We start from the raw sequence: 25,327 nt of genomic DNA, 5'->3' as shown, positions 1-25,327 counted from the left end.
CGCTCAGCCTAAAAACATCTCGAGCTTTTTTAGCAAATCCTCCGGATCGCCGTCGATCCGGAGGATTTTTTTGCGCGCGGTCTCACCCGAGACGAGGCCGATGCTGGATTTGGGAATGCGCAGGGATTTTGCGATCAACAGGATGAGGGCCTTGTTGGCCTTGCCTTTCTCGGGCATGGCGGTGACGCGCACCTTTAGATGGGTCTCGCCCTCGCCATCCGCTTCGATGCCGTCGATCGCGTCCCGCCCGCCATTCGGCGTAAGCCGAACGGCGAGGCGCAGATGATCGCCGAAGAGCCTCCAGGGAGGGCTCAAACGACCAGCGAGTAGATGAAGGGCTCGATCGGATTGTTGAGGATCAGCTGTATGAAGGCGATGATCAGCAGTAGGATGATCGGCGAGATGTCGATACCGCCCAGATTGGGCAGAAAGCGGCGTATCGGCCGGAGCGCAGGCTCGGTCGCGTTGTAGAAGAACATCCCCAGTTGGTTCACAAACTGGTTGTTCGAATTGATGACGTTGAATGCGTACAGCCACGAGAAAATGGCGCTGGCAATGATCACGTACCAATAAATGTTCAAAGCCATATGGATGATTATAAATATGGCTTGAAAAATTCCTGCCATTACCGTCTCCAGTTCGTTGTTGACAGATATGTAGACATTGGCGATTAAACGGGCAAGGGCCGTGTGGAGACGCACGGCGAATCATGTTTAACGGGCGCCGTCGCAGCCATTCCGGCACCTGCTTCCTCGGACAACGTCCATGTCGTTTTCGCCTACCGGAGATCGTTTTGCCGCGTTCCGGCATTCGTCCTACACGCGGTTCTTCTTCGCGCGCTTCCTGCTTTCCTTCTCGCAGCAGATCGTCAGCGTCGCGGTCGGCTGGCAGATGTACGACCAGACGGGCAGCGCGATCTATCTCGGTTTGATCGGTCTCGTGCAGTTCCTGCCGTCGCTGCTGCTCATCCTCGTCACCGGTTCGGTGGCCGACCGGTACAATCGCCGGGCGATCGCGGCTCTCTGCTCGCTGGTAAGCGCGCTCTGCACGCTGGCGCTGCTGGTTATGACTGTCATGGGGACCTTCACGCCCTTGCCTGTTTTCGCGGTGCTTTTGATCTTCGGTGTTGAACGCGCCTTCATGTCGCCGGCAGTGCAGTCGCTGGCGCCCAATCTCGTGCCGGAGCAGGCACTCTCCAATGCGATCGCCTGGAATTCGTCGTCCTGGCAGCTCGCGGCGATCACCGGGCCGGTGCTCGGCGGTCTGCTCTATGGCGTCAGTGCGTCAACCGCCTATACGGTGGCGGTGATCTTTTCCGTGCTCGGTGCCGCCCTTCTCTACATGATCCCGAAACCGGAGCAGAAGACAACGGGCGAGACCAAGAGCTGGGCGATGATCCTCGGCGGCTTCAGTTTCATCCGCGCCGAAAAGGTAGTGCTCGGGGCGATCTCACTCGATCTCTTCGCCGTGCTGCTCGGCGGGGCCACGGCGCTGATGCCGATCTTTGCGCGCGATATCCTCACCCTCGGGCCCTGGGGGCTCGGGCTGCTGCGCGCCGCACCGGGACTTGGCGCCATTGTCATGGCAGTCTTCCTTGCCGCCTATCCGCTCAAACATCGCGCCGGCATCTACATGTTCATCGGTGTCGCCCTGTTCGGCGTCGGAACGATCATCTTCGGCGTCTCGACCAATACCGAGGTCTCGATCGCGGCGTTGGCGCTGATGGGGGCGGCTGACATGGTGTCGGTCTATGTGCGCGAGAGCCTGATTGCGCTCTGGACGCCGGACCAGCTGCGCGGCCGTGTCAATGCGGTCAACATGGTCTTCGTCGGCGCTTCGAACGAGCTCGGTGAATTCCGGGCCGGCACGATGGCGGCGATCTTCGGCGCGGTGCCGGCGGTCGTCATCGGCGGGATCGGAACGCTTGTCGTGGCGGCGATCTGGGCATCGAGTTTCCCCAAACTGCGTGGGATCGATACGCTGGACGCGCCCACTGTATCGTCGGAATCGATTTAGAAACCGATTAGGCGCGGAGAGCGATGGAGGACGCCGCCTTCGCCGTTTTTCCCTCGAAGACGATGTCGAGGAATTCGGTGAGCCAGGCTCTCAGCGGCGCATCGAACAGCATGCGGCCTTCGAGATGTTCGCGGCCCTGCTGGGCGTTCGGCAGGATGAAGCGATGGGCGCCATGCACGACCCAGCGATGCATCATCACCCGGGTCAGTTCGGCATGGAACTGCAGGCCCCAGGCGTTGCCGTCGTAGCGGAAGGCCTGGTTCGGATAGGCATCGCCTTCGGCGAGCAGATCGGCGCCGCGCGGCAGCTCGAAGCCCTCGCGATGGAAATGATAGACCATCTTCGGCCAGTGCATCAGCAGCCGGCCCCTCTCGGTCGGGTGCAGCGGATACCAGCCGATCTCGGTCGAGCCATCGGCATTCGACTGTACCTTGCCGCCGAGATGATGCACCAACATCTGCGCGCCGAGGCAGATGCCGAGGTAGGGGCGTTTTTCCCGGAGCGGAATGTCGATCCAGTCGATCTCCTTCTTGACGAAGTCATCGGGATCGTTGGCGCTCATCGGCCCGCCGAAGACGACGGCGCCGGCATGGTCTTCAAGTGTTGTCGGAAGCGGCTCGCCGAGAACCGGACGACGGATATCGAGGCGGTAGCCCCTTTCGACGAGCAATTGGCCGACACGGCCGGGGCTCGACCGTTCCTGATGCAGGACGATGAGGATTGGGCGCCCGTCGCGGTTCGGGTTTTGCTCAGTCGGCATCATCTTGCGCAACCTGGACATCCGTCACCCTGGCGGCGGCCTCCTGCCGCTTCTGGATGCGCTCGCGCGAGGAGACGCCGAGCAGATCGGCGATACGCCAGATCACATGGTCTTCCATCTCGCTGCGTTCGCCATCGGCATAGACGATGTCCCAGAGGACGCCGATCAGCTCGAGGCGTTGCTCGGTATTGAGATGGCGTTTCAGGTCGGCGGTGAAGCGATAATAGTCGACGGCGGAGCTTTCGGCCTCGATGCCGGCGGCTATCAGAGCATCGAGCTGCTTGCCGTCGAGCGCATACTGCTCCTTCAGGAGCTTGCGCAGCCGCTTCTTCTCGCTGGTTTTGATCTGACCGTCGGCCTCCATGACCTGCATGCAGAGCGCTGCCACTGCGATGCGCGGATCATCGGGGGCAAAACCTTTCTTCGGGTGGTCGGCGGTGAGATTCTGGAAGAATGCCTGAAAGCGTTCGAACATGCGGTTTTCGTTCCATTTCAGAAAAGGCGGAGCCGTGTCTTGGGTTCCGGTTCCACCCTGGGATCGCGAACGCCGGGATCATCCGGCAATCCGCCAAAGAAAGGTTTTGTCTCGCTCGGCGCGGGCGGTTTATCGCCCGCGGTCGGTTCGGCTGGTTTCGGTTTGGCCGCCGTCGGTGCCGGCGTGGGGCGCACAGCCTCGGCAATCGTCGCGGCGCGTTCCAGCTCGATGATGCGATGGTCGTTGACGGGACTTTCCGGCCTGACGTCACGCAGCGGCGGCAATGTCTTCAAAGCCGTTTCGATCGAGGCCGGCGCCGAACCGTCTTCGAGCGGACCCTCGATCTGGCCGAAGGGCGCCTTCCATTCGAAGGCGTCGAGGCGGCCGGTCACGGGCGATACCGGCAGCCACTTGTCGGAGACGAAGCCGTCTGCCACCCAAGCCGGATCGCGCGGCGCCTTGAGCGCCTGGGCCAGCCAGTGGCGCACGCGGCCCTGGTCGCCGGTCTCGGCTTCTTCGATGTCGGCCAAAAGCAGGTAGGCGGCTTCACGCGGCTGCATGCGGGCCGCTGCCTCCGCCTTGGCGCGGGCCTTGGCGAATTCCTGCGCGTCGAGGGCTGCCTGGGCGACGACGAGAAGGGATTCGACATTGTTGGGGCGCTGCCCTTCCAGCCGCTCGGCACGCTTCAGCCGGTCGAGCGTGGAATCGCCGCTGCGGGCCCTGACATAGGCTTGGCCGATCTCGGGATGAGGTGCCGATTTCCATGCCTGTTCGAGGATCGAGGCGGCCTTGCGCACGCCGCCTTCGCGAAACAGCGCCTTTGCGGCAATGAGGGCTGCCGGAATGAAATCGGCGGCAAGCTTCAGCGCCTGCAGGGCGTCGTCGCGGGCACCGGTCGGGTTGCTTTCCAGCTTCTCGCCGGCGCGTGCCGTCAGGAGGACGGCGTGCAGACGGTTGGCTTCGGCCTTTTCGACGACGCGGGCGGCCTTCTGCTGTTCGAGCAGGCGGATCGCATCGTCCCAACGGCCGGCCTGGCTGCGATATTCGAGCGTCGCCTGTGCGGCCCAGGGAAGATAGGGCGCGTTGTCGGCAGCCTTTTCGGCATATTGGCGGGCGGCCTCGTTGGCGCCGAGACGGCGGGCTTCCAGATAGAGGCCGCGCAGACCGAGCTCGCGCGTCTCGGGATCGTTGGCCATGGCCTCGAACTTGGCGCGCGCTTCGTCATGTCGGCCTTCGATCAGGGCGGCCTGAGCCTCGAGCAGGTTGATCAACGGCTCCTGATCGGCGCGGATGAGGCCGCGCGAGCGGGCCGCCATCTTGCGGGCAAGCAGGGCATTGCCGGCGCCGGCGGCGATCAGGCCGGTCGACAGCGCCTGATAACCGCGGTCCCGCTTGCGGGCGCGGAAATAACGCGTCACCGAGTGCGGCGAGGTCCAGACGAGACGGACGAACCACCAGGCGATCATCACGGCGGCAATGAGAGCGATGATCGCGCTGGCGGCGACGATCAGCTTCGTCTGGTAGATCTGGCCCTCCCAGATCAGCGAGAGGTCGCCGGGACGATCGGCGAGCCAGGCGAAGCCAAGGGCGAGAAGCATTACGAAGATGGCGAAGACGACAAGGCGGATCAGCATGGTCTTATCCTTCCTTGCCGGTGCCGGAAACCGCTTTCGACAGCGCCCCGCCAACCAGTTCCTCGACGCGGATGCGCGCTTCGAGCGATTGCTTGAAGGCGGCGGACGCCTGCTTGCCGGAAGCGGGCAGGCTGTTCCATTCGGCGGAGGCGCCTGGCAGGTCGCCGCTCTTCACCTTCTCCTCCATGCGGGCGGCAATGGCTTCGACGCTTTCGCCCTCGATGTTGCCGACGGGGCGGACGCTCACCAGCGACTTGGCGCTCGACATCAGCCGATCCGACCAGCTCTGGTTCGGGTCCGGCTGGTTGACGGCTTCGACGATCGCGGTGGCGACATCGGGAACCTCGCGCACCAGCTCGGTGCGTGAGGGAATGCCGGTCTCGGCAAAGGTTCTAAGGTCGGCGACGGCTGGATCGTCGGGTGCGACCCCGGCGAAGGTGTCGAGTTCGGCCAGGAAAGGGCCACCGCGATCAATCGCCGCCTTCAGGGCAGCCGCCGCGATCGCCCGGGCAACGGCGACGTCCTCGCGCGGCTCGTTCAGCTTCTTTTCGGCCTCTTCCAGGCGCTTGGCGATGTCGGCGCCGTTCGTCGTCTGCTGCTCGGAAGACTGGGCAAGTGTCGAGCGCAGCTGGTCGACCTGACCGGTCAGTTCCGCAATCTTCCGGTTGAGTGCCTCGACATTGGCAGCATCGGCCGGCGCACCGGCTGCGGGGGCCTTGGCAGTCGCTTCCAGCGCAGCAACGCGCTTCGCAAGCTCGCCGTTATCCGCGCTCGCCGGATTGGCGGCAAGATTGGCGACGGTCTGTTTCAGGCCGTCGATCTGGCCGGCAAGATCGGCCGTCTCCGGCGATGTCGTCTGCGGCGTGGGGGAGCCAGGGAGGTAACCGGCATACTGGATGGCGCCGGCGCCTAGCAGCGCCACGAGGCCGCCGACGATGCCGGCGGCAATGAGACCGGAGGTGCCGGCGCTCTTCGGCGCAGGCTGTTCGGGAGGAGGGGTGAAGGAAGGTTCTGGAGCTGCCGGTTCCTCCTCCGGCGCATCCGTCACAGGCTTCTCTTCATCTTCGGCATGCGGCGCAATCTCAGTTTCGGGCGGCAGGCCCTCATCCGCGGCGGCGATGCCGTCGGCCTCGCCAGTTTCATTGTCTACCGGTTTTTCGGTATCGGCTGCAGAGGCGAATTCCTGTGCATCGAGGTCGATCGTGACCGGCTCGTCGGCGCTCTTTGAATGGCGTGGCGGGTTTCCCGATACCATGAGGTCCTCTTTATCTCTGCATTGCAACGAAACTAGACAGTGATGCCAGTTAAGGGAAGAGGTTAGATCAAATTTGGGTGGTTAGAGCCTTTCCTGGTCAGAATGCTTCAAGCTGACCAGGAAAGGCTCTAAAGCCTCAAAGCAGCGACAAAAGGCTTTTCTCTTCCGGCATCGGCGAAATCTCGACGCTTTCTTTCAGAGCCGCCGGTATGGCTTGCGCCACCGCTTCGCTGAGACAGAGAAGGCGGATTCCACTGTGTTTCGGCACGGCTGATCGCAGTTCCGGCACGCGAAAGAAATCCTCTGCCGTCTGGCAGGAATAGAAGAGGATGGCGTCCGGGTAACCGCTAGCGAAGATAGCGCCGATCTCGGTGGGATCGGGGACGGCCGGTTGCATACGGTAGCATTCAGTGACGGAAAAATGGATGCCGAGTTCGCGCAATCTTCCTTCAAAAGTCTCGGCGCGCGGGGTGCCAGCGAGGTAGAGCAGCGTGCCCGAATTCTCCGCCACGACGAGATCGGCGAGATCGCGGCCGTTGCCCTGGGATGAAGCGACGGATCGGAAGCCGAGGCTGCGTGCCTCTTCCGCCGTCGTTTTGCCGACCGCAAAAAGCGGGCGGGCGAGATGCGGACGAAGTTTTTCGCCGAGTGCGGAGAGGACCCTGATGGCTTCGGCGCTCGTCACCGCGATTGCGCCCCTGGTGGCTGCAAGCGCGCCTGCGGCAGCAGCGCTGTCGTGCAGCGGCTGACGCAGCGGCAGCAGCAAGGGCTCGTGGCCCAAATCGCGTAATCGTTGTGCGGTTCTAGTCGCCGAGTGCGCGGGGCGGGTGACGAGCACACGCATCGCCGCTTCAGTGCCAGTCGTCGAAAAAGGCGCTGCCGGCCCTTGCGCGCACGTCCTGGCCGGCGCGGGTGCCGAGCGCTGCCGCATCGCGGCGGTGGCCGTCGGTCGTCACCGCATGCTGGCTGCGGCCGTCGGGAGTGATGATGAGGCCGGAGAACCGGATCAGGTCGCCTTCGCAGACGGCATAACCGCCGATCGGCGTGCGGCAGGAGCCGTCGAGTGCGGCGAGGAAGGCGCGTTCGCAGGAGACGGTGTCGAAGGTCGCGATATCGTTGACCGGCGCCAGCAGATCGTCAATCCCCGTATCGCCGATGCGGCTTTCGATGCAGATCGCTCCCTGCGCCGGCGCTGGCGGGAAGGTGTCGGGATCAAGGATATCGGTCAGCACATCGACCTTGCCGAGGCGTTTCAGGCCGGCAAGCGCCAGCAGGGTCGCATCCACCTCGCCCTCCTCGAGCTTGCGCAGGCGCGTTTCGACCAGGCCGCGGAAGGTGACGACGTTGATATCCGGCCGCATGCGACGGATCAGCGCCTGCCGGCGGAGCGAGGAAGAGCCGACGGTTGCGCCATGCGGCAGGTCGATCAGTTTGCGCGCGGTGCGGCCGATGACGGCGTCGCGGATATCTTCACGCGGCAGGTAGGCGGAGAGATAAAGCCCTTCGGGCAGCTTCGTCGCCATGTCCTTGGTGGAATGCACGGCGAAATCGAGCTCGCCGGCGGTAAGCTTCTGTTCAAGCTCTTCGGTGAACAGGCCCTTGCCGCCGATCTCGGCCAGCGACCGGTCGGTGATGCGGTCGCCCTTGGTCGAGAGAACGACGATCTCGAACATGTCCTCGGGCAGATGATGCGCCGCCATCAGCCTGTCGCGGGCCTCATGCGCCTGGGCAAGCGCCAGCGGGCTGCCGCGCGTGCCGATCCGGAAAGGTTTTGTTTGCATCGGCTCTATTCCGTTGTTACCGGAGTTCTCGTAAACGGGTTTCCATCCCATCGCAATCAACGAACAGGCCTTATGGTTCCCTTTCTGCGCATCCTTGGCATCGAAACGAGCTGCGACGAGACCGCCGCGGCGGTCGTCGAGCGCGATGCGGAGGGGCATTCCAACGTGCTGTCGGATGTCGTGCTTTCCCAACTCGACGAGCATAGCGCCTATGGCGGCGTGGTGCCTGAGATCGCCGCCCGCGCCCATGTCGAAGCGCTGGACGAGCTGATCGAGGAGGCGCTGAAGCGCGCCAATGTGTCGCTCAACGATGTCGACGCCATCGCCGCCACGTCGGGGCCGGGGCTGATCGGCGGGTTGCTGGTGGGGCTGATGACCGGCAAGGCGATCGCCAGAGCCGCCGGCAAGCCGCTCTATGCGATCAACCATCTCGAAGGCCATGCACTGACGGCGCGGCTGACGGACGGGCTCTCCTTTCCCTATCTGATGCTGCTCGTCTCCGGCGGGCATACCCAGCTCATCCTGGTGCGGGGCGTCGGGCAGTATGAGCGCTGGGGCACGACGATCGACGATGCACTTGGCGAAGCCTTCGACAAGACGGCAAAGCTGCTCGGCCTGCCCTATCCCGGCGGCCCGGCGGTGGAGCGGATGGCGCGGGACGGCAATCCCGGTCGCTTCGACTTTCCGCGGCCGCTGGTCGGCGAGGCACGGCTCGATTTCTCCTTCTCCGGCCTGAAGACGGCGGTGCGGCAGGCGGCGCAGGATATCGCGCCGCTCAGCGATCAGGATGTGGCTGACATTTGCGCCTCGTTCCAGAAGGCGGTTTCGCGGACGCTGAAAGACCGCATCGGCCGTGGCCTGCAGCGGTTCAAGACCGAATTTCCTGCGACATTCCCAGCGCCTGGCCCAGCGACTGGCGAAAAGCCGGCGCTGGTCGTTGCCGGCGGTGTCGCCGCCAATCTCGAACTGCGCGGCACGCTGCAGGCGCTGTGCGACAAGAACGGTTTCCGCTTCATTGCGCCGCCGCTGCACCTCTGCACCGACAATGCCGTGATGATCGCCTGGGCGGGACTGGAGCGGATGGCGACCGGTGCCGCACCGGATACGCTCGACGTCCAGCCGCGCTCGCGCTGGCCGCTCGATTTCAATGCGGAAACGCTGATCGGTTTCGGAAAACGAGGGGCCAAGGCATGAGCGAAAACATCGCCGTCGTCGGATCGGGGGCTTTCGGCACGGCGCTTGCGGCCGTCATCGCCCTTGCCGGCCGCAGCGCCGTGACACTCGTCGGGCGCGATCCGTCACTGATTGCCGATCTGAAGGCCGAACGGCTGCATGATGCGGCGCTGCCCGGCATTCTCCTGCCCGATACGCTGGAATTTTCCGCCGAGGCGGATGCAATCACTGGTGCCTCCATCGTGCTTTTTGCGATGCCGTCGCAGGCGCAGGCCGATGCGGCACGGCAATACGGACCTTATCTTTCCAAGGACGCCGTGATTGTTACCTGCGCCAAGGGCATCGAGCGGGCGACGGGCAATCTTTTGACCGACATGCTGGAACGGGAACTGCCGGATCATTCCGTCGCGGTGCTCTCCGGTCCCGGTTTTGCCGCCGATATCGCGAAAGGCTTGCCGACGGCGATGGCGATTGCGGCAGCCGACATGGAGACCGCGGAGCGCCTCGCTCAGGCCATATCGGGCAGGACCTTCCGGCTCTACGCTTCCAACGACCGGATCGGCGTGCAGCTTGGCGGCGCGCTGAAGAATGTGCTGGCGATCGCCTGCGGCATTGTCGAAGGCCGCGGCATCGGCGATTCCGCCCGTGCGGCGCTGATTGCGCGCGGGCTTGCGGAAATGTCGCGTTTCGTCGTCGCCAAGGGCGGGCAGGCGGACACTGTGCGCGGGCTTTCCGGCCTCGGCGATCTGGTGCTGACGGCGACGAGCCATCAATCGCGAAACCTGCGCTTCGGCATCGCACTCGGGCGCGGCGAAAAGACCGATCCCCTGCATGGCGCGCTGGTGGAAGGCGCGTTTGCTGCCTCCGTTGCCTCGCGGCTTGCGGCGGAATTGAAGGTCAGCATGCCGATCACCGATGCCGTTTCCGCCATCATCGACGGCAAGCTCGATATATCAGAGGCGATAGAGCAGCTGATGACGCGTCCGATCACCACCGAATAGGAGACAGACATGCTTTTCGCCCTTCTCTGCAAGGACAAACCGGGACACCTGAACGTGCGCATGGATACGCGCCCGACGCATATCGAGCATCTGAACAAGCTGAATGCCGAGGGCACGCTGAAGATCGCCGGCCCGTTTCTCGATGACGACGGCAAACCCTGCGGCAGCCTGATCGTCGTCGAAGCGGAGTCGAAAGAGGCGGCGCTTGCGCTTGCCGATGCCGACCCTTACGCCAAAGCCGGACTATTCGAAAGCGTCGACGTCAAGGCCTACAACTGGGTGTTCAACAAACCGGAGGCGTGACATGGCGCACTGGCTCTATAAATCCGAACCCGCCTCCTGGTCCTGGGAGCAGCAGAAGGCTGCCGGCGAAAAGGGCACGGAATGGACCGGCGTCCGCAACTATCTGGCGCGCAACAATATGCGGGCGATGCAGATCGGCGACAAAGGCTTCTTCTATCATTCCAATGACGGGCTGGAGATCGTCGGCATCGTCGAAGTCTGCGCCCTGTCGCATCCCGATTCTTCCGCCAAGGGCGATCCGAAGTGGGATTGCGTCGATATCCGCGCCGTCATGGACGTGCCGAAGCCAGTGACGTTGAAGGACGTCAAGGCGAGCGAGAAGCTCGCCAAGATGGCGCTCGTCACCTCGATGCGGCTTTCGGTGCAGCCGGTCACCGAGGAAGAATATCTCGAAGTCTGCCGGATGGGCGGGCTGGACAATCCGCCGCGTTGAAGACCGATCCCGAAGCTTTCATCCGCGCCAATACCAGCCTGATGCCGCCGCCGCATGTGCCGGAGATTTCGCTCTATCTGGCGAGCGAGGCGCATGAGCTCTGGCTGAAGACGGAGGGGGAACTGGAGGCGATCGGCCTGCCGCCGCCCTTCTGGGCTTTTGCCTGGGCGGGCGGCCAGGGACTGGCGCGCTACATCCTCGATCATCCCGAGACCGTGCGCGGCAAGCGCGTGCTCGATTTCGCCAGCGGTTCCGGCCTTGTCGGCATCGCGGCTGTGATGGCCGGTGCCCGGGAGGTCATGGCTGGCGATATCGATCCCTGGGCGGAGGCGGCAGTCCGGTTGAATGCCGAGGCGAATCGCGTCTCGCTCGGATTTATCGGCGCCGATCTGATCGGGAAGGCGGTCGATGCGGATATCGTACTTGCCGGCGACGTCTTCTACGATCGCGCTTTCGCCGATGCGCTCGTTCCCTGGTTCGCCAAGCTGGCAGCCGACGGCAATCGGGTGCTGATCGGAGACCCCGGACGCAGTTACCTGCCGCGGGATCGGTTGCAATTCTGCGCGGTTTATGAGGTGCCGGTAACGCGGGCGCTGGAGGACAGCGAAATCAAGAAGACGACAGTGTGGCGGTTCGCTTCCTAAGTTCGATCGACATTCAGGATTCGATCATTCGCAATCGCCCGGACCAAAAGACGTCAGCCGGCGATCAAGGCGGCCTCATACACCATCGTTGCGGCGGCAAGATCAGCCAATGCCGTTCCGACGGCCTTGTAGAGCGTGATCTCATCGTTTGACGTCCGCGCTGGAACATTCCGGCGGCACAGTTCGTCAAGTGTCGCACGCACCGCATCTGCAGCAATGACGCCGGCCCTGATCGGCTGGACCAGATCGCCCGCTTCGTGAAGGGCTTCGTGCGTGTCGCTATAGACCGAGGAACGCCGAAGCGCCTCGTCATCGGCCTCGCGCATTGCCGGGGTGAAGCCGCCGATCAGGTCGACATGGGTGCCCGGCCGCAGCCATTCGCCGCGGATAAGCGGTGCTGTCGCCAGCGTCGCCGCGCTGACGATATCGGCTTGCCGCACTGCTGCTTCCAGATCCGTGACGGCAGCGGCCTGAAGCCCCTGTTGCCGGAGGTTCTGCGCCAGCCGTTCGGCGCTGGCGGGATCGATATCCCAGATATCGACATGCGCGATCGGCCGGACAGTGCGATAGGCATCAGGTATGAGGCTCGCGACGCGGCCTGCGCCGATTACCAGCAGACGGCTTGCGTCCTTTCGGGCAAGATAATCCGCGGCAAGGGCCGATGCCGCTACCGTGCGGCGCGTGGTGATGGTGTTTCCGTCAAGGAGCGCAAGCTGCATCCCGGTCCGGCCATCGTAGAGCATGTAAGTCGAGGTCAAACCGGGAATGCCGAGCAGCGTGTTGCCGGGAAAGACGGTGACGATCTTGATGCCAAGGTAGCGCTCTGACCGGTGCGTTTCATGCCAGGCCGGCATCAGAAGCAGCGTCGCATCCGGCTCACCGCTGTTCGCTATCGTGTGGTGATGCCGTACCGGCACGACACAGCCTTCGGCAAATGCTTGCCGCAAGGTCGCGACCAGCGCGCCGAAAGGCAGAAGCTCGCCCGTTGTGCGGGCATCGAGAATACGGATTTGTGTGTCGGTCATTGAAGCGATCTCTCAGGAAGTTCTAACGGCGGGATAAGGCGAGTTCTGTGTGATTGGACGAGAGCCGCGTCGCCGCTGCGCGGCGCACCGGCTTTTCAACCGGCATCGGCCTTTTGGGGAATGCAAAGCACTGAACACCACTCAGCCAAACGCCGCTTTCTTCTCCAGAATTCTGGCGTATTGCGTCAGCGGATAGCACAGGGCGAAGAAGATCACCGCGACGAGACCGTAGACCTTGAAAGGTTCGAAGGTCGCGTTGTTGATGGCGTTTGCGGTTTTCAGCAGCTCGTCGAAGCCGAGGATCGAGGCCAGTGCGGTGCTCTTGATCAACTGGACCAAGAACCCGACGGTCGGCGCGCGGGTGATGCGGAAAGCCTGTGGCAGGATGACGAGGCGAAGTTCGAGGAGACGATGCAAGCCCAGGCTGGCTGCGGCGTCCCATTGCCCGCGCGGCACCGCCTCGACGCCGCTCCGCCAGATTTCCGCAAGATAAGCGCTGGCATAGAACGTCAGGCCGCAGACGGCGGCGGTCCATGACTCGATCCGGAAACCGAGCATCGGCAGGCCGAAGAACATCAGAAAGAGCTGCATGAGGAGCGGCGTTCCCTGAAACAGGGCAATGTAGCCGGACGCGAAGCTGCGCGGCCAGCGTGTTTTCGATATCCGTGCAGACAGGATCGCCAGGCCAAAGATGGCGCCGCCGGCAAAGGCTGCGAGCGAAAGCATAAGGGTCCAGCGTGTCGCGAAGACAAGATTGCGCAGAATGTCCCAGAAGGTGAACTCAATCATGCCAGACCGGCTCCCAGAAAACGGCGTTTCCCTGCGACGAGGAGCCGGCGAAGTGCGGCGGACATCGAAAGGTAGATCAGCGTCTCCACCAGATAGGTCTCAAAGGAGCGGAAGGTGCGCGACTGAAGCAGATCGGCCTCCTGCGCCAGTTCGCGGACGGATATTTGCGAAACCACCGCCGATTCCAGCATCATGATGATGATCTGGCTCGTCAGCGCCGGAAAAATGATGGCGACCGCTTGCGGCAGGATGATCTTGAAAAACACCAGCCGGGGCCTTAGGCCGAGTGCCTGCGCCGCCTCCTTCTGGCCTCTCGGTATGGCATCGAGCCCGGCCCCGACCACCTCGATCGTGTAGGCCGCCATGTTGAGGGTCATGGCAAGGACTGCGGCGGTGATCGGATCGAGGCGAATGCCGAGGCTGGGCAAGCCAAAGAAGATGAAGAACAACTGCACCAGGAATGGCGTATTGCGCATGATTTCCACATAGAGGCCGACGACCTTGCGCAACCACGGATAAGGTCCCCGGCGCGCGGCCGCGCCGAGAATGCTGAGGACGATACCAAGGACCGATGTGGAGGCCGTCAGGGCAAGCGTCGTGCCTGCGCCATAAGCCAGAGCTGCCATCCCGTCCCAAAGCCAATTGAAATCGAGGCTGTATCTCATCGCATGTCCTTTGGAGCCGGATGATCTAGGCCGGGCCGCCCCGGAAATCTGGGTCCGCCTCTCAAGCAAAGAATTGGAGCATGATGCCACCGCAATCGCTTGCGGTTTTCGGCATCATGCTCTGGTGAGTGGGAGGCCGTGCCCGTCAGTCCTTCAGGTTCTCAGGGTTGAGCGGCGCTTTCAGCCAGCTCTTCGAGCCTGCGTCGAGCGAACCGTCGGCGATCATTGCGGCGACGCTGTCATTGACAGCCTTCTTCAGGCCTTCCTCGCCCTTGCGGAGCGCGATGTGCGAGGGGGAACTGAGGAGCTGGAACTTCTGCTCCGGCTTCAGGGCTTCCTGTCGTGCCAGAACCTGCGCGCCGACATCGTTGCCAACGACCATCAACTGGGTCTGGCCGGATATGAAGGCCTGGATGACCGAATTGTAGTTCTCGAAACGCTGGATCGCAGCCGAGCCGGGGGCGACAGCCGTCAGCGACGTGTCTTCGAGCGTCCCACGATTGACGGCAATTGACTTGTCGGCGAGGTCTTCCTTGCCGCTCACCTTCAGCGCAGCCGGACCGATGACGGCAATATAGTAAGGGGCGTACGGGGCGGCATAATCGATAACCTCGGCGCGCTCCTTCGAATAGCCGACGCTCATCAGCAGGTCGACGCGGTCGTCGTTCAGGTAGGCGATCCTGTTCTGGCCAGTAACGCTGACGAGATTGAGTTTCACGCCGAGCCCGTCGGCGATCTTCTGGGCGACCTCGACGTCATAGCCCTTGATGCTCATATCGGCGCTTGCCGAAGAGAAGGGCGGGAAATCGGAGAAGATGCCGATGTTGATCTCGCCTGCGGCTTTGATATCGGCAAGTTCGTCGGCCTGAGCGGCCCCCGCCAGGATGCCGAACACGGCAATTGCCGCAGTGGCGGTGTAGCGCAATTTCATAAGAGCAGTCATGTCGTTCCCCTTTTTGAGACGTGTTGTGCGACAGGTGATGGATGGCAGCGGGCATGAGGCGCGCTGCCGGTTGGAGCTGGTTCTCAGGTCACCTTGGTCCTGACCGCGGGACTGAACATCGCGAGGCACAGGAGTTCGAACAGGACCTGCGCGGCGATCTGCGCGGTATTGGTGGTGTTGTCGTATTGCGGTGCGATTTCGACGACGTCGCCGCCGACGAGGTTGATGCCCTTGATGCCGCGCAGCAGGGTCAGAGCCTCCCTCGGCTGAAGCCCGCCGACTTCTGGCGTGCCGGTTCCCGGAGCGAAGGCCGGATCGAGGCTGTCCACGTCGAAACTGAGATAGGTCGGACCGGCGCCGACAACCTCCAGAGCCTTTGCGATCACCCCCTTGAGGCCCATCTCCGCTACCTCTTCGGCGTGGATGACGGTCATGCCGGAGGCAAAGGAGAACTCCCAGAGATATTCGCCGCCGCCGCGGATGCCGATCTGGATCGTACGCTTCGGATCGAGAACGCCGGCCAAAACCGCCTCGCGGAAGGGCGCGCCGTGATGGAACTTGGAGCCCTCATAGGGACCGGCGGTGTCGCAATGAGCGTCGATGTGGATCATGCCGACCGGCTGGCTGGCCGCCAGGCCCTTGAGGATGGCACCGGAGATCGAATGGTCGCCGCCGACCGACAGCGGGATGACCCCGGTTGCCGCGATCATCCGGTAGCAGGCCTCGATGTCGGCATGGCATTCGGCCAGACCGAACCGGCTGCGCATCGGCACGTCGCCGACATCGGCGACCTTTAGCCCTCCCATCGGCGCGACACGCAGAACATGTTCGTAGGGACCGATACGCTCGATCGCCCGGACGGCCCGCGGCCCCAGCCGTGCGCCGGCGCGATTGGTGACGCCGAGGTCCATCGGCACTCCGATCAAAGCCACGTCAAGCGCCTCAAGCACCTCGGGCCGCAAGCCGTTCTCGATGAAACGGGCATCCAGAAAGGTGGCAGGATCGGCGAAGGGCCATTTGCGGCTGTCGCCGTCCTTGAATACGCTCGCCGCCACCGCGCGGAAGTGCGGATCTTCCATCTCTCCGCCTGCAGCGCTGCCGAAGCGCTTTCTCAAGTCTTCCAGAAAATCCCGGTCAATGGTCAAGGCAGGCTCCCACGGTATTGATGCTGCCGTCATCATCGGCGCCGCCCACTTCTCTTGGAACCGCGAAAATTCGAGAGGAGATATAACGATTCTTGATAGCTTGGATCCGCCGAGGCTCCGCGATGCGGGTAGCGCGACCATCGGTGCGTTCAGAAAACTTTATAACCCGGCGAGAATTTTCCCACTACCGCGGCTGGCAACCTCCAAGCAGTCTCCGATGCGAACGGTCCGGCAGAGGGCCGACAACAAAGGGAACCTACGATGTTGCACGATATGACACGCCGCCGCTTCCTCGGATCCGCCGCAGCCGCGGGGATTGCCGGCACGATGACCGGGTTTGCGAGATCCGCCGCAGCCGGCAACGGCAATCTCACTGCCGTCGAATGGGGCGGCGATGTCGTCGAAGCAATGAAGCAGATTGCCGCCGACCAGAATGCCGCGACATTCAACTGGGTTCTTCATCAGGGTGGCGCGGGCGCGATCCTGCCAAAGATCAAGGCCGTCTGGCCGAATGTCGACTACGACTACGTCGCCGGCTGGGAAGGCTCATTCAACAGCATGGTGAAGGAGGATTGGCTCGAGACCATCAATCCTGCCGATGTTCCCAACCTCGCGAATATTCCCGAGAAAATCATCATTCGTGACGCCAAGGACAATATCAAAGCGGTCCCGCGCGCAGTTGGCGGCATGTATTTCGGCGCCCGAACCGATACGGCTCCGATCGCCGTGAAGACCATCGATGATCTGCTGAGCCCCGATCTCAAGGGCGCGATCTGCTGGCCGGGCCCGACACAGAGCATGATGCTCCAGATTGTTGCGCTCGCCCTTCACGCCGGCGGCAGTGAAACGAATATGGAACCCGGGTGGAAGCTCATGAAGGAATTGGCGAAATCCGGCAATATCGGCCGCGTCGCCGTCACCGATATCGATTTCACCAATTCGCTGACGTCTGGCGAGACCTCCGTCGGCTTCTTCGCCGAGCCCGGCTGGGCGGCGGTGGCGAAAAACTTCCCGGTTACGCGTTTCACCAAGGACAGCAACTTCAAAGCCTTCCTCTACCAGAGCGGGTTCGGCGTCCTGAAGAACAGACCGAACACCAAGGCGACGCTCGATTTCGTCAACTTCGCGATCAGCCCGGACATGAACTCGCTCTACGCCAAGGTGGCTGGCGAGGCGCCGTTGAACAGCAAGGCAGTCACGCCCGACAACCTCAAGCATCTCGCCTTCACGTCGGACGAGTTTTCGAGCTTCGTCTATGTGCCGGACTACAATGTCGTCCTCGAACAGCAGGATGCCTGGTCCAAGCGCTGGGAGCAAGATATCGCCCCGTTGCTCTAAGACACCTCGCGGCAGGTTGTTGTAGGCGCGGGCTTCGACAACCTCCCTTTCTCATGGCCGCAAGGGCGAGGAAAAGGCTGTTTCATCATGACCAAGGTAAGGCGGCAACCCGTTGCCATTTCAATTCCGGATCGCGGCGATGCGGCCCTGACGCTCGGGCCAGCCCTGCTGGTGTTCGCATTCGGTTTTCTGTCACCGCTCATCAATCTGGCAATCGAAAGCTTGAAGGAGTTTACGCCGGGGCGCGTCGGCTCCGTGGAAAATGCCGCGGCAACGGTTCAGAACTATTACGAGCTTGCAAACCAGGCGTTTGCAAGCGTTCTGCTGACGACCTTCTGGATCGGTGGAGTTGCCGCGATCATCGGCCAGCTTGTGGCATTCCCGCTGGCCTATTTCATCGTGCGGCGCATTTCGCCGCGGATGCGCACGCTCACCCTCGGCTTTTTGATTACGCTCGTTCTTTCCAGCGTCCTGATCAAGACGTACGCGATCGAACTGACCTTCGGGTCGGTCGGCATCCTCCGACCCTTCCTCTTGACACTGGGCCTTTCGCCCAACAGCCGCGAATATATCAATATCGTCGTTATTGCGGGTCTGGTTCACTCGATCATACCGGTCGCAACGCTGACGTTGATCGGCGCGATGCAATCGATCGATCCGCGTCTGCTCGATGCAGCCCAGTCGCTCGGCGCACCGGGATGGAAAGCCCATCTGTCGATCACGCTTCCCCTGAGCGTCCCGGCGCTGGTCTCGAGCACGCTTGTCTCGCTGACTTTCGCGATCAGCGCCTTCGTCATTCCCATGGTGCTCGGGAGGGGCCGGGTGCTTTTCATGTCGAACGTCATCTACACCCGGTTCAGCGATATCGCCAACTATCCGAGCGGCGCGGCGATCTCGCTCGTCATGCTTGCCGTGGCGTTGGCGGTCGTCGCTGTCATCACGTTTGCGCAGGCGCGGAGGGTTTCCCGATGAGCATGCAGTCTCTTGCAGCGAGAACCGGAGACCGGATCGCCGGTTCCCTTGCCTACGGTGTCATCGGCCTTGGATTGGCGTTCCTCGCCATCCCGTTGGTGATAACATGCGTCATGGCTTTCGACGCCAGGACCTATCTTGGCCCGATGCCGCCACCTGCCTTGTCGTTTCATTGGTTCGAACGGCTCGTCTCCCAGGCGGATATCCTTGCCAGCCTGCGCACCAGCTTCATCTTGGCGGTACTCACGACGGTTCTGTCCGTCACGATCGGAACTGCGGCGGCTGTCGGTCTTGCCCGGGGTAATTTTCCGGGAAAGGCAGCGCTGACTTCGGCCTTCCTCTCGCCACTCATCGTCCCGCCCGTCGTGATTGGATTCGGCCTGCTGCTTTTCCTTTCCAAGGCCGGTATCACAAATGGTATGGCGCGCCTGCTCCTCGGCCACGTGATCGTGACGTTGCCCTATTGCATAAGGACCAGTCTCGCCAGCCTTCTCGGCAGCGACCAACGATTGACGGAAGCCGCAATGGTTCTCGGCGCCACCGAGCGCCAGGCCTTCTGGACCATTACCCTGCCGCTGATGCGGACGGGGGTCGTCACCGGCGCGATCTTCGCCTTCGCAATTTCGATGGATGACGTATCGATCAGTCTCTTCCTGAGCGATCCGTCCGCAACGACCTTGCCTGTTACGCTGGTCAGCAACATGCGCGCGGCTTTCGATCTGACGATCGCTGCGGCGGCCGTGGTCCTGATTGCCGTCACCGCGTTGCTGATCGTTGTGCTGGACCGCGTCGTCGGCTTCGACACCGTCGTCGGTCAGGGTTTGTTTCGTTCATGAGGACAATAGGATGAATTCTGCCGTGGAATTTCAAGGGGTCAGCAAGCGCTTCGGCGGAACTGTCGCCCTTGGCAATATCTCCTTTTCGGTGAACCCAGGTGAAACAATCGCGCTGCTTGGGCCGAGCGGCTGCGGCAAGACCACTATTCTTCGGCTCATTGCCGGATTCGAGCGGCCCGACAAAGGCTCGATCTTGATCGACGGCGAGCCGATGGCCGGATTGAAACCCTATGAGCGCAATGTCGGGCTGCTGTTCCAGCACTACGCTCTTTTCCCGCATATGACCGTCGAACAGAACATCGGCTACGGACTTCGCCATCGCAACCATCCGCCGGGGCAAATACCACGCCGCATTGCCGAGATGCTTGAACTCGTCCGGCTCGTCGGTTTCGGACAGCGGCGGCCGCACCAGTTGAGCGGCGGTCAGCAGCAGCGTGTTGCGCTTGCGCGGGCGCTCGCCACTCATCCAAGCCTCGTTCTTCTGGATGAGCCGCTGTCGGCCCTCGACGCCAAACTTCGCCATGAGCTGCGCACTGAATTGAAGGATGTGCTTGCCGCGGTCGGCTCGACCGCCATCGTGGTAACCCACTACCAGGAGGAGGCGATGAGCCTGGGAGAGCGGATATTCGTGATGAACCGTGGCACAATCATGCAATCCGGCAAGCCGGATGACGTGTATTGGCGTCCAGACTCGCGTTTCGTCGCGGATTTCATGGGTCGGACGAATTGGATTCATGGCTCGATCTCTGCCACGGGCGGAACGGCCGGCAAATTTCGCTCCGAATCCGGCTGGGAGTTCCCGGTCGCGTCCACGGGAAGTCTTTCAGGTGCCGCCGAGATTTGCGTGAGGCCGGAAAGCATCGAGATATCGTCCGGTGTTCCGGCTGCCGGAGCCATGCCCGGGCGCGTTGCCGACGTCGTGACACTCGGTGCCTTCAGGCATGTCGTTCTGGACCTCGCCACTGGCGACCGCATAGTCTCGGCTTGCCCGAACCGTCCAGACATAGCCTTCGCTCGCGGACAGGAGATCAGCGTTTCCTTTCCCCCCGAGGCATGCGTTCTTTTTGCGCGATAAGCTGGCATTGATGGAGCGCAGCTTCGCACTGCGCCCGGGCTAAGGGTCGGCAGTTGCCGGAAGGACATGGTTCGTCCAATATCCACTTACGGGCAGAGAGGCCCTCGGCTCTCGAGCGCCACAAAGTATGGAATGCGGCTTCTGATGCTTGATCTTGATTCCTATCTGCTTCGTGCATTTCTGACCGTCGCGGAAATCGGAACCGTCAATGGAGCAGCCGTCAAGCTGAACAGAACGCAGGCGGCCGTGAGCATGCAGATCCGCAAGCTGGAGGAGCTTGTCGGCGTTACGCTGTTTTCGCGTTCGTCAAAGGGCCTCGAACTCACGAGCCATGGGCAGATCATGCTGGCCTATGCCCGCGAAATGGTCGCCCTCAGCGACGAGGTCGGGAAAAGACTGACAGGCAAGATGATCGAGGACCGCATTCGCCTCGGCGTCGTCGAGGACTTCGCAGCCGGCCACCTGATCGACATTCTTAGTGCCTTCAGAGCCCAGAACCCGAAGGTCGAGATCGACATCATCGTCGAGCCGAATCGTCGCCTCGCCAGCCTGTTTGAAGACAGGAAGCTCGATCTCGTGGTTTGCGACATCACCTGCCTCGCGCGAAAACCGACCCTGATCTGGACCGAATATCTGATGTGGACGGTCAGATCCGACTTTGTGGCGGATACGGAAAAGCCGCTTCCCATCATCATGTTCGAGGAGGAGTGTCCCTGGACGCTTCCGACGATTGCGGCCCTGTCCCAGCGGAACATCAAGTGGAAGACGGCGTGCGTTGCATCGACGCTGGTGGCCATGGCGACCGCGGTTCGCGTCGGTATCGGCATCGCGCCAATGATGCTCAACACGAAACCGGAGGGCTGCCGGACGCTTGACCGATCGGCGGACCTGCCCGGTCCGGTGCGCATCGAGATCGGTCTGTATGCTCAGTCCGAGACGGCCGAAGGCGCGCGCTATCTTGTGGACTTCATTTCGCGGCATACGGCCATATTGTCCAGCTAGAGCATGATGCCGAAAAGTGTGATCGGTTTTCGGACGATATCCTGCTCCAACTCCTTCTGGGAGCGTTCAGCTTCCATTATATCGGGTCAATTTAATTCCTCCTACCGGAACGGCGAGCGAAGCCCCACAGTGATCCATGAAGGGTCGACGGCCCAATCTCAAGCATACATGGAAGCCTGCGAATGATGGGGCAAGCCAAAGTTGACGAAACTCTCCTCGCAGATGCCGCCTATCTGCCCGGCCAGGTCGCAAACCTGACGAGGGGAGCAAGCGTCACAGCGCAGACCAACGAAATACTGGAGCGCATCGATGACATGCTGCTGCGCGAAGGCACCGACAAGTCAGAGATCATTCTCGTCAACATCTGGCTCAGGGACCTTGCCTCATTCGAGGAAATGAACAGAGCTTGGGATGCTTGGATGCCGGATAGCGGAACGCCACGGCGGGCGACGTTCGAGGACAAGAATCTGCCGCCGATGTGCGCCATCCGTATTGACGTAGCCGCGTCGCGAAAGAGTAGGGCCGGGCAAATTTGAGCCACCTGCGCTCGTCATCTTCATACTCTTGTCAGCGAAGCCGAGCGGAATCCCGCACTTTTGGCATCATGCGCTAAGGTCGGATGACACAGACATTGGCCTCGTAGGCGCAGGGATCGTCCTGCACCGCGATATCGATGACTTTCGCCTTCGGTGCCAGTTGCTCAGGCCGTGCTGTGGGATAGAAGCCATAGCCGTCGCCGCCGACATAGGTTCCGCCATCAACCTGATAGACGTAAGAAGAGCCGGCATAGGTGCCGCCGCCGTCACCCTGCGCCTGCGGCACGACGACGATCAGATTGCTGCGGGCGAAGCGATTGGTCGCCGGCGATGAAAACTGTTTCAGGAACGGCATCCGTTCTTTGCGGTTCCGATATCGATAGGCGTTATCGAAACGGATGCCGCGATCGCGCCAGCCGATACGTTCGCCGAGGAGTAATCCACCGTGGAAATCGTGACGGTGGCCGCGAAAGCGATGATCGTCGCGGCGGTCACCGGCTTCGGCGGGAAGTGCAGCAAGCGCGGACAGGGCAAGCAGGGCGACTGCGGACAGACTGCGAAACATGGGTGGCCGGCCTCCGGAATTCCGATCCCTAACAAATCGTTAACGCCAGATTGCGCCAAAAGCCGGAGCTTGTCCATTCAGGTCGGACAACCGGCACAAAATTTGAGCGGAAAAGACCAGTTTCTTTAGCCTGCAAACTTCCCGGTAACGCGAATCGATTAAATTAAAAGCAGACAGCGATTGTGCTTGTCGTCGGCGTTCCCGGTGATTAAACGTCGCAATTGATGCAACGCACACAGAGAATTTTGTCATTCGTGTGGTTGACTGAGCATGCTCCGAAATCCGGGAGCGCAGAGAAGCCGCCGCGAGGTTCTGATGGCGAATGTGACAAATAACCGGCCCCTATCGCCGCATCTGCAGATTTACAAACCTATCCCCACCATGGTCATGTCCATCGTTCACCGTATCACCGGTAGCGCGCTCTACGTCGGCACGCTGCTCGTCGCCTGGTGGCTGATAGCGGCGGCAAGCGGCCAGGGCTCCTACGACTGGGCCAACTGGGTGCTCGGCAGCCTTCTCGGCAAGCTCGTGCTTCTCGGCTACACCTGGGCGCTGCTGCACCACATGCTCGGCGGCTTCCGCCATCTCATGTGGGATCTCGGCTACGGCCTCGAGAAAGAATTCTCGACCAAGCTCGCCATCGCCAACATCATCGGGTCGCTCTGTCTGACCGTGCTGGTCTGGGTGATCGGCTTCCTCATTCGCTTCTGAAGGTCCTCTCATGGATATGCGCACCCCCCTCGGCAAGGTTCGCGGGCTCGGCTCCGCCAAGGACGGCACGGGCCATTTCTGGCGTCAGCGGCTGACCGCAGTCTCCAATATTCCGTTGATCCTCTTCTTCGTCATCTTCATGATCGCCTATGCCGGCGCGCCCTATGCGGATGTGGTTCGCGCGCTGTCGAACCCGTTTGTCGCGGTCGTCATGGGCCTGATGGTAATATCTGGCGTCATCCATATGAAGCTCGGCATGCAGGTCATCATCGAGGACTACGTGCATGGCGAGTTCGGCAAGATCGCTCTGCTGATGCTGAACACGTTCTTTGCGATCGTGATCGCCGGCCTCTGTCTCTTCGCCATTCTGAAAATCGCATTCGTAGGATAAGCTGACATGGCACCGACTTCACCCGCCCAGAACGGCAAGGCCTACAAGTATGTCGATCACTCCTACGACGTGATCGTCGTCGGCGCCGGCGGCGCCGGGCTGCGTGCCACGCTCGGCATGGCAGAGCAGGGTTTCCGCACGGCCTGCATCACCAAGGTATTCCCGACCCGCTCGCATACGGTCGCGGCCCAGGGCGGCATCGCCGCTTCGCTGCGCAACATGACGCCGGATAGCTGGCAGTGGCACCTCTACGATACAGTCAAGGGTTCCGATTGGCTCGGCGACGTCGACGCCATGCAGTATCTCACCATGGAAGCGCCGAAGGCGGTCTATGAGCTCGAGCATTACGGCGTGCCGTTCTCGCGCAACGAGGAAGGCAAGATCTATCAGCGCCCGTTCGGCGGCCATATGCAGAATTACGGCGAAGGCCCGCCGGTCCAGCGCACCTGCGCCGTTGCCGACCGCACCGGCCACGCCATCCTGCATACGCTCTACGGCCAGTCGCTGCGCAACAATGCCGAATTCTTCATCGAGTATTTCGCGCTAGACCTGATCATGTCGGAAGACGGCAGCCGCTGCACCGGCGTCGTCGCCTGGTGCCTCGACGACGGCACGATCCATCGCTTCGCCGCCAAGATGGTGGTGCTGGCGACCGGCGGCTACGGCCGCGCCTATTTCTCGGCAACATCGGCCCATACCTGCACCGGCGACGGCGGCGGCATGGTGGCGCGTGCCGGCCTGCCGCTGCAGGACATGGAATTCGTTCAGTTCCACCCGACCGGCATCTACGGTTCGGGCTGTCTGATCACCGAAGGCGCGCGCGGCGAAGGCGGTTACCTCGTCAACTCCGAGGGCGAGCGCTTCATGGAGCGGTACGCGCCTTCGGCCAAGGACCTTGCCTCGCGCGACGTCGTTTCGCGCTGCATGACGCTTGAGATCCGCGAGGGCCGCGGTGTCGGCAAGGCGAAGGACCACATCTTCCTGCATCTCGACCATCTCGATCCGGCCGTTCTTCATGAACGCCTGCCGGGGATTTCCGAGAGCGCCAAGATCTTCGCCGGCGTCGACGTCACGCACGAGCCGATCCCGGTTCTGCCGACCGTTCACTACAATATGGGCGGCATTCCCACGAATTATTGGGGCGAAGTGCTGAACGCCGACGGCGCCAATCCTGAACGGATCATCCCCGGCCTGATGGCTGTGGGTGAAGCCGGCTGCGCCTCGGTGCACGGCGCCAACCGCCTCGGCTCCAACTCGCTGATCGACCTGGTGGTCTTCGGCCGCGCCGCGGCGATCCGCGCCGGCGAGGTGATCGACCGCGCGGCGCCGATCCCGCATCTCAATGTCGCCGCCTGCGACAAGATCATGGACCGTTTCGACGGTCTGCGCCACGCCAGCGGCGGCACGCCGACGGCAGAACTGCGCGAGAAGATGCAGCGTGCCATGCAGGAAGACGCCGCCGTCTTCCGCACGCAGGAATCGCTGGAATCCGGTTGCCGGCGTATCTCGGCAATCTGGGGCGAGATGAAGGACATCAAGGTCACGGACCGCTCGATGATCTGGAACTCCGACCTCGTGGAGACGCTTGAGCTGCAGAACCTGATGGCCAACGCCATCACGACGATCTACGGCGCTGAGGCCCGCAAGGAGAGCCGCGGTTCGCATGCCCGCGAGGACTATGCCGAGGGTGCATTCGCCGGCCGCGACGACGTCAACTGGCGCAAACACACGCTCGCCTGGGTGAACGAGGCAGGCGACGTCAAACTCGATTACCGGCCGGTCCACACCGAGCTGATCGCGGAAGGCATCGATCCGCATAAGATCGAGCCGAAGGCTCGCGTGTACTGATCTCAAGAGGA

The 25,327-nt window shown here is 62.2% G+C and carries 29 protein-coding genes; 15 read left to right on the top strand and 14 right to left on the bottom strand.

The window, feature by feature from the left end:
• Nucleotides 1-3 precede the first annotated feature (3 nt).
• The gene (locus tag N2600_RS21210; RefSeq protein WP_222279747.1) at nt 4-315 is read right to left on the bottom strand and encodes a DUF167 domain-containing protein; all 312 of its coding nucleotides are present in this window, start codon (nt 313-315) and stop codon (nt 4-6) included.
• The gene (locus N2600_RS21205; protein WP_260297324.1) at nt 312-626 is read right to left on the bottom strand and encodes a YggT family protein; all 315 of its coding nucleotides are present in this window, start codon (nt 624-626) and stop codon (nt 312-314) included. Before N2600_RS21205 ends, N2600_RS21210 begins: the two co-directional genes overlap by 4 nt.
• Before the next feature lie 139 nt (nt 627-765).
• Here N2600_RS21205 and N2600_RS21200 point away from each other — a divergent pair, with 139 nt between their 5' ends.
• Nucleotides 766-2,016, top strand: a complete 1,251-nt coding sequence (locus N2600_RS21200) for an MFS transporter (protein WP_222292867.1) — start codon at nt 766-768, stop codon at nt 2,014-2,016.
• A 7-nt stretch (nt 2,017-2,023) separates the two neighbouring features.
• Here the strand turns inward: N2600_RS21200 and N2600_RS21195 are convergent, their stop codons facing one another.
• From N2600_RS21195 to hemC, 6 genes are all read right to left on the bottom strand, one after another.
• Complete coding sequence (locus N2600_RS21195) at nt 2,024-2,797, bottom strand: glutamine amidotransferase (RefSeq protein ID WP_260297323.1); 774 nt, start codon at nt 2,795-2,797, stop codon at nt 2,024-2,026.
• On the bottom strand, nt 2,766-3,251 hold the full coding sequence (locus N2600_RS21190; protein ID WP_260297322.1) for a tellurite resistance TerB family protein: 486 nt from the start codon (nt 3,249-3,251) through the stop codon (nt 2,766-2,768). The genes N2600_RS21195 and N2600_RS21190 overlap by 32 nt, the downstream gene beginning before the upstream one ends.
• A gap of 17 nt (nt 3,252-3,268) precedes the next feature.
• Nucleotides 3,269-4,885, bottom strand: a complete 1,617-nt coding sequence (locus N2600_RS21185; protein ID WP_260297321.1) for a heme biosynthesis protein HemY — start codon at nt 4,883-4,885, stop codon at nt 3,269-3,271.
• Nucleotides 4,886-4,889: 4 nt separating this feature from the next.
• Nucleotides 4,890-6,140 carry a COG4223 family protein gene (locus tag N2600_RS21180; RefSeq protein ID WP_260297320.1) on the bottom strand — a complete coding sequence of 417 codons (1,251 nt, stop codon included), beginning with the start codon at nt 6,138-6,140 and terminating at the stop codon, nt 4,890-4,892.
• A 136-nt stretch (nt 6,141-6,276) separates the two neighbouring features.
• Nucleotides 6,277-6,984 (bottom strand): uroporphyrinogen-III synthase, encoded by a 708-nt coding sequence (locus tag N2600_RS21175; protein WP_260297318.1) that lies wholly within the window; start codon nt 6,982-6,984, stop codon nt 6,277-6,279.
• Between the two features lie 7 nt (nt 6,985-6,991).
• A complete protein-coding gene (hemC, locus tag N2600_RS21170; protein ID WP_260297317.1) occupies nt 6,992-7,921 on the bottom strand; it encodes a hydroxymethylbilane synthase in 930 nt (309 codons plus the stop codon).
• 72 nt (nt 7,922-7,993) lie between these two features.
• Between hemC and tsaD the strand changes: the two genes are divergently transcribed.
• Genes tsaD through N2600_RS21145 form a run of 5 tightly spaced genes read left to right on the top strand, consistent with a single transcriptional unit; the run spans nt 7,994 to nt 11,475 of the window.
• On the top strand, nt 7,994-9,115 hold the full coding sequence (gene tsaD / locus N2600_RS21165; protein ID WP_260297316.1) for a tRNA (adenosine(37)-N6)-threonylcarbamoyltransferase complex transferase subunit TsaD: 1,122 nt from the start codon (nt 7,994-7,996) through the stop codon (nt 9,113-9,115).
• A complete protein-coding gene (locus N2600_RS21160) occupies nt 9,112-10,095 on the top strand; it encodes an NAD(P)H-dependent glycerol-3-phosphate dehydrogenase (RefSeq protein ID WP_222384435.1) in 984 nt (327 codons plus the stop codon). Before tsaD ends, N2600_RS21160 begins: the two co-directional genes overlap by 4 nt.
• Nucleotides 10,096-10,104: 9 nt before the next feature.
• Complete coding sequence (locus N2600_RS21155) at nt 10,105-10,398, top strand: YciI-like protein (protein WP_017966233.1); 294 nt, start codon at nt 10,105-10,107, stop codon at nt 10,396-10,398.
• Nucleotide 10,399: 1 nt separating this feature from the next.
• A complete protein-coding gene (locus N2600_RS21150; protein WP_003543603.1) occupies nt 10,400-10,831 on the top strand; it encodes an EVE domain-containing protein in 432 nt (143 codons plus the stop codon).
• Entirely contained in the window at nt 10,828-11,475 is a 648-nt protein-coding gene (locus tag N2600_RS21145) for a class I SAM-dependent methyltransferase (RefSeq protein ID WP_017966234.1), read from the top strand. Before N2600_RS21150 ends, N2600_RS21145 begins: the two co-directional genes overlap by 4 nt.
• A gap of 53 nt (nt 11,476-11,528) precedes the next feature.
• On the opposite strand, the gene N2600_RS21140 is transcribed toward N2600_RS21145, so the two are convergent.
• The 5 genes from N2600_RS21140 to speB form a co-directional block, all read right to left on the bottom strand.
• Nucleotides 11,529-12,500: an ornithine cyclodeaminase family protein gene (locus tag N2600_RS21140; protein WP_260297315.1), complete on the bottom strand. Its 972-nt coding sequence runs from the start codon at nt 12,498-12,500 to the stop codon at nt 11,529-11,531.
• Nucleotides 12,501-12,641: 141 nt separating this feature from the next.
• A complete protein-coding gene (locus tag N2600_RS21135; RefSeq protein WP_170257126.1) occupies nt 12,642-13,289 on the bottom strand; it encodes an amino acid ABC transporter permease in 648 nt (215 codons plus the stop codon).
• Nucleotides 13,286-13,954, bottom strand: coding sequence for an amino acid ABC transporter permease (locus N2600_RS21130; protein ID WP_260297313.1), 669 nt, complete (start codon nt 13,952-13,954; stop codon nt 13,286-13,288). Before N2600_RS21130 ends, N2600_RS21135 begins: the two co-directional genes overlap by 4 nt.
• Nucleotides 13,955-14,099: 145 nt before the next feature.
• Nucleotides 14,100-14,897 (bottom strand): transporter substrate-binding domain-containing protein, encoded by a 798-nt coding sequence (locus tag N2600_RS21125; protein ID WP_260109626.1) that lies wholly within the window; start codon nt 14,895-14,897, stop codon nt 14,100-14,102.
• A gap of 83 nt (nt 14,898-14,980) precedes the next feature.
• Nucleotides 14,981-16,042, bottom strand: coding sequence for an agmatinase (speB, locus tag N2600_RS21120; protein ID WP_260297312.1), 1,062 nt, complete (start codon nt 16,040-16,042; stop codon nt 14,981-14,983).
• Nucleotides 16,043-16,303: 261 nt separating this feature from the next.
• Here speB and N2600_RS21115 point away from each other — a divergent pair, with 261 nt between their 5' ends.
• The 6 genes from N2600_RS21115 (at nt 16,304) to N2600_RS21090 (ending at nt 21,801) form a co-directional block, all read left to right on the top strand.
• A complete protein-coding gene (locus N2600_RS21115) occupies nt 16,304-17,380 on the top strand; it encodes an extracellular solute-binding protein (protein ID WP_260297311.1) in 1,077 nt (358 codons plus the stop codon).
• A gap of 87 nt (nt 17,381-17,467) precedes the next feature.
• Entirely contained in the window at nt 17,468-18,352 is an 885-nt protein-coding gene (locus tag N2600_RS21110) for an ABC transporter permease (protein ID WP_170281869.1), read from the top strand.
• Nucleotides 18,349-19,188, top strand: a complete 840-nt coding sequence (locus N2600_RS21105; RefSeq protein ID WP_170281868.1) for an ABC transporter permease — start codon at nt 18,349-18,351, stop codon at nt 19,186-19,188. The genes N2600_RS21110 and N2600_RS21105 overlap by 4 nt, the downstream gene beginning before the upstream one ends.
• A 10-nt stretch (nt 19,189-19,198) precedes the next feature.
• Nucleotides 19,199-20,263 (top strand): ABC transporter ATP-binding protein, encoded by a 1,065-nt coding sequence (locus N2600_RS21100; protein ID WP_222384444.1) that lies wholly within the window; start codon nt 19,199-19,201, stop codon nt 20,261-20,263.
• Between the two features lie 132 nt (nt 20,264-20,395).
• Nucleotides 20,396-21,265: a LysR family transcriptional regulator gene (locus N2600_RS21095; RefSeq protein ID WP_017966244.1), complete on the top strand. Its 870-nt coding sequence runs from the start codon at nt 20,396-20,398 to the stop codon at nt 21,263-21,265.
• Nucleotides 21,266-21,447: 182 nt separating this feature from the next.
• The gene (locus N2600_RS21090) at nt 21,448-21,801 is read left to right on the top strand and encodes a RidA family protein (RefSeq protein ID WP_017966245.1); all 354 of its coding nucleotides are present in this window, start codon (nt 21,448-21,450) and stop codon (nt 21,799-21,801) included.
• A gap of 73 nt (nt 21,802-21,874) precedes the next feature.
• On the opposite strand, the gene N2600_RS21085 is transcribed toward N2600_RS21090, so the two are convergent.
• Nucleotides 21,875-22,366, bottom strand: a complete 492-nt coding sequence (locus N2600_RS21085) for a hypothetical protein (protein WP_222384446.1) — start codon at nt 22,364-22,366, stop codon at nt 21,875-21,877.
• Between the two features lie 315 nt (nt 22,367-22,681).
• On the opposite strand from N2600_RS21085, the gene sdhC reads away from it, so the two are divergent.
• From sdhC to sdhA, 3 genes are read left to right on the top strand one after another with little or no spacing between them, the layout of a single operon-like run.
• Complete coding sequence (sdhC, locus tag N2600_RS21080; protein ID WP_017966247.1) at nt 22,682-23,077, top strand: succinate dehydrogenase, cytochrome b556 subunit; 396 nt, start codon at nt 22,682-22,684, stop codon at nt 23,075-23,077.
• Between the two features lie 10 nt (nt 23,078-23,087).
• On the top strand, nt 23,088-23,468 hold the full coding sequence (gene sdhD, locus N2600_RS21075) for a succinate dehydrogenase, hydrophobic membrane anchor protein (protein WP_260109623.1): 381 nt from the start codon (nt 23,088-23,090) through the stop codon (nt 23,466-23,468).
• Between the two features lie 6 nt (nt 23,469-23,474).
• Nucleotides 23,475-25,316, top strand: coding sequence for a succinate dehydrogenase flavoprotein subunit (sdhA, locus tag N2600_RS21070; protein WP_260297308.1), 1,842 nt, complete (start codon nt 23,475-23,477; stop codon nt 25,314-25,316).
• Nucleotides 25,317-25,327 lie beyond the last annotated feature (11 nt).

The sequence above is a fragment of the Rhizobium sp. WSM1274 genome (genome assembly GCF_025200775.1).
Classification (GTDB): Bacteria; Pseudomonadota; Alphaproteobacteria; order Rhizobiales; family Rhizobiaceae; genus Rhizobium; species Rhizobium leguminosarum_I.
Note: the sequence above shows the minus strand (reverse complement) of the source record. Positions and strands in the feature narration are given on the sequence as shown.

Coding starts and splice junctions, on each gene's coding strand:
- N2600_RS21160 (WP_222384435.1), top strand. CDS start 9,112: ATGAGCGAAAACATCGCCGTCGTCGGATCGGGGGCTTTCGGCACGGCG.
- N2600_RS21180 (WP_260297320.1), bottom strand. CDS start 6,140: ATGGTATCGGGAAACCCGCCACGCCATTCAAAGAGCGCCGACGAGCCG.
- N2600_RS21205 (WP_260297324.1), bottom strand. CDS start 626: ATGGCAGGAATTTTTCAAGCCATATTTATAATCATCCATATGGCTTTG.
- tsaD (WP_260297316.1), top strand. CDS start 7,994: ATGGTTCCCTTTCTGCGCATCCTTGGCATCGAAACGAGCTGCGACGAG.
- N2600_RS21190 (WP_260297322.1), bottom strand. CDS start 3,251: ATGTTCGAACGCTTTCAGGCATTCTTCCAGAATCTCACCGCCGACCAC.
- N2600_RS21135 (WP_170257126.1), bottom strand. CDS start 13,289: ATGATTGAGTTCACCTTCTGGGACATTCTGCGCAATCTTGTCTTCGCG.
- hemC (WP_260297317.1), bottom strand. CDS start 7,921: ATGCAAACAAAACCTTTCCGGATCGGCACGCGCGGCAGCCCGCTGGCG.
- N2600_RS21185 (WP_260297321.1), bottom strand. CDS start 4,885: ATGCTGATCCGCCTTGTCGTCTTCGCCATCTTCGTAATGCTTCTCGCC.
- N2600_RS21100 (WP_222384444.1), top strand. CDS start 19,199: ATGAATTCTGCCGTGGAATTTCAAGGGGTCAGCAAGCGCTTCGGCGGA.
- N2600_RS21200 (WP_222292867.1), top strand. CDS start 766: ATGTCGTTTTCGCCTACCGGAGATCGTTTTGCCGCGTTCCGGCATTCG.
- N2600_RS21175 (WP_260297318.1), bottom strand. CDS start 6,984: ATGCGTGTGCTCGTCACCCGCCCCGCGCACTCGGCGACTAGAACCGCA.
- sdhD (WP_260109623.1), top strand. CDS start 23,088: ATGGATATGCGCACCCCCCTCGGCAAGGTTCGCGGGCTCGGCTCCGCC.
- N2600_RS21110 (WP_170281869.1), top strand. CDS start 17,468: ATGACCAAGGTAAGGCGGCAACCCGTTGCCATTTCAATTCCGGATCGC.
- N2600_RS21150 (WP_003543603.1), top strand. CDS start 10,400: ATGGCGCACTGGCTCTATAAATCCGAACCCGCCTCCTGGTCCTGGGAG.
- sdhA (WP_260297308.1), top strand. CDS start 23,475: ATGGCACCGACTTCACCCGCCCAGAACGGCAAGGCCTACAAGTATGTC.
- N2600_RS21125 (WP_260109626.1), bottom strand. CDS start 14,897: ATGACTGCTCTTATGAAATTGCGCTACACCGCCACTGCGGCAATTGCC.
- N2600_RS21115 (WP_260297311.1), top strand. CDS start 16,304: ATGTTGCACGATATGACACGCCGCCGCTTCCTCGGATCCGCCGCAGCC.
- N2600_RS21095 (WP_017966244.1), top strand. CDS start 20,396: ATGCGGCTTCTGATGCTTGATCTTGATTCCTATCTGCTTCGTGCATTT.
- N2600_RS21085 (WP_222384446.1), bottom strand. CDS start 22,366: ATGTTTCGCAGTCTGTCCGCAGTCGCCCTGCTTGCCCTGTCCGCGCTT.
- N2600_RS21130 (WP_260297313.1), bottom strand. CDS start 13,954: ATGAGATACAGCCTCGATTTCAATTGGCTTTGGGACGGGATGGCAGCT.
- N2600_RS21090 (WP_017966245.1), top strand. CDS start 21,448: ATGATGGGGCAAGCCAAAGTTGACGAAACTCTCCTCGCAGATGCCGCC.
- N2600_RS21155 (WP_017966233.1), top strand. CDS start 10,105: ATGCTTTTCGCCCTTCTCTGCAAGGACAAACCGGGACACCTGAACGTG.
- sdhC (WP_017966247.1), top strand. CDS start 22,682: ATGGCGAATGTGACAAATAACCGGCCCCTATCGCCGCATCTGCAGATT.
- N2600_RS21140 (WP_260297315.1), bottom strand. CDS start 12,500: ATGACCGACACACAAATCCGTATTCTCGATGCCCGCACAACGGGCGAG.
- N2600_RS21195 (WP_260297323.1), bottom strand. CDS start 2,797: ATGTCCAGGTTGCGCAAGATGATGCCGACTGAGCAAAACCCGAACCGC.
- N2600_RS21105 (WP_170281868.1), top strand. CDS start 18,349: ATGAGCATGCAGTCTCTTGCAGCGAGAACCGGAGACCGGATCGCCGGT.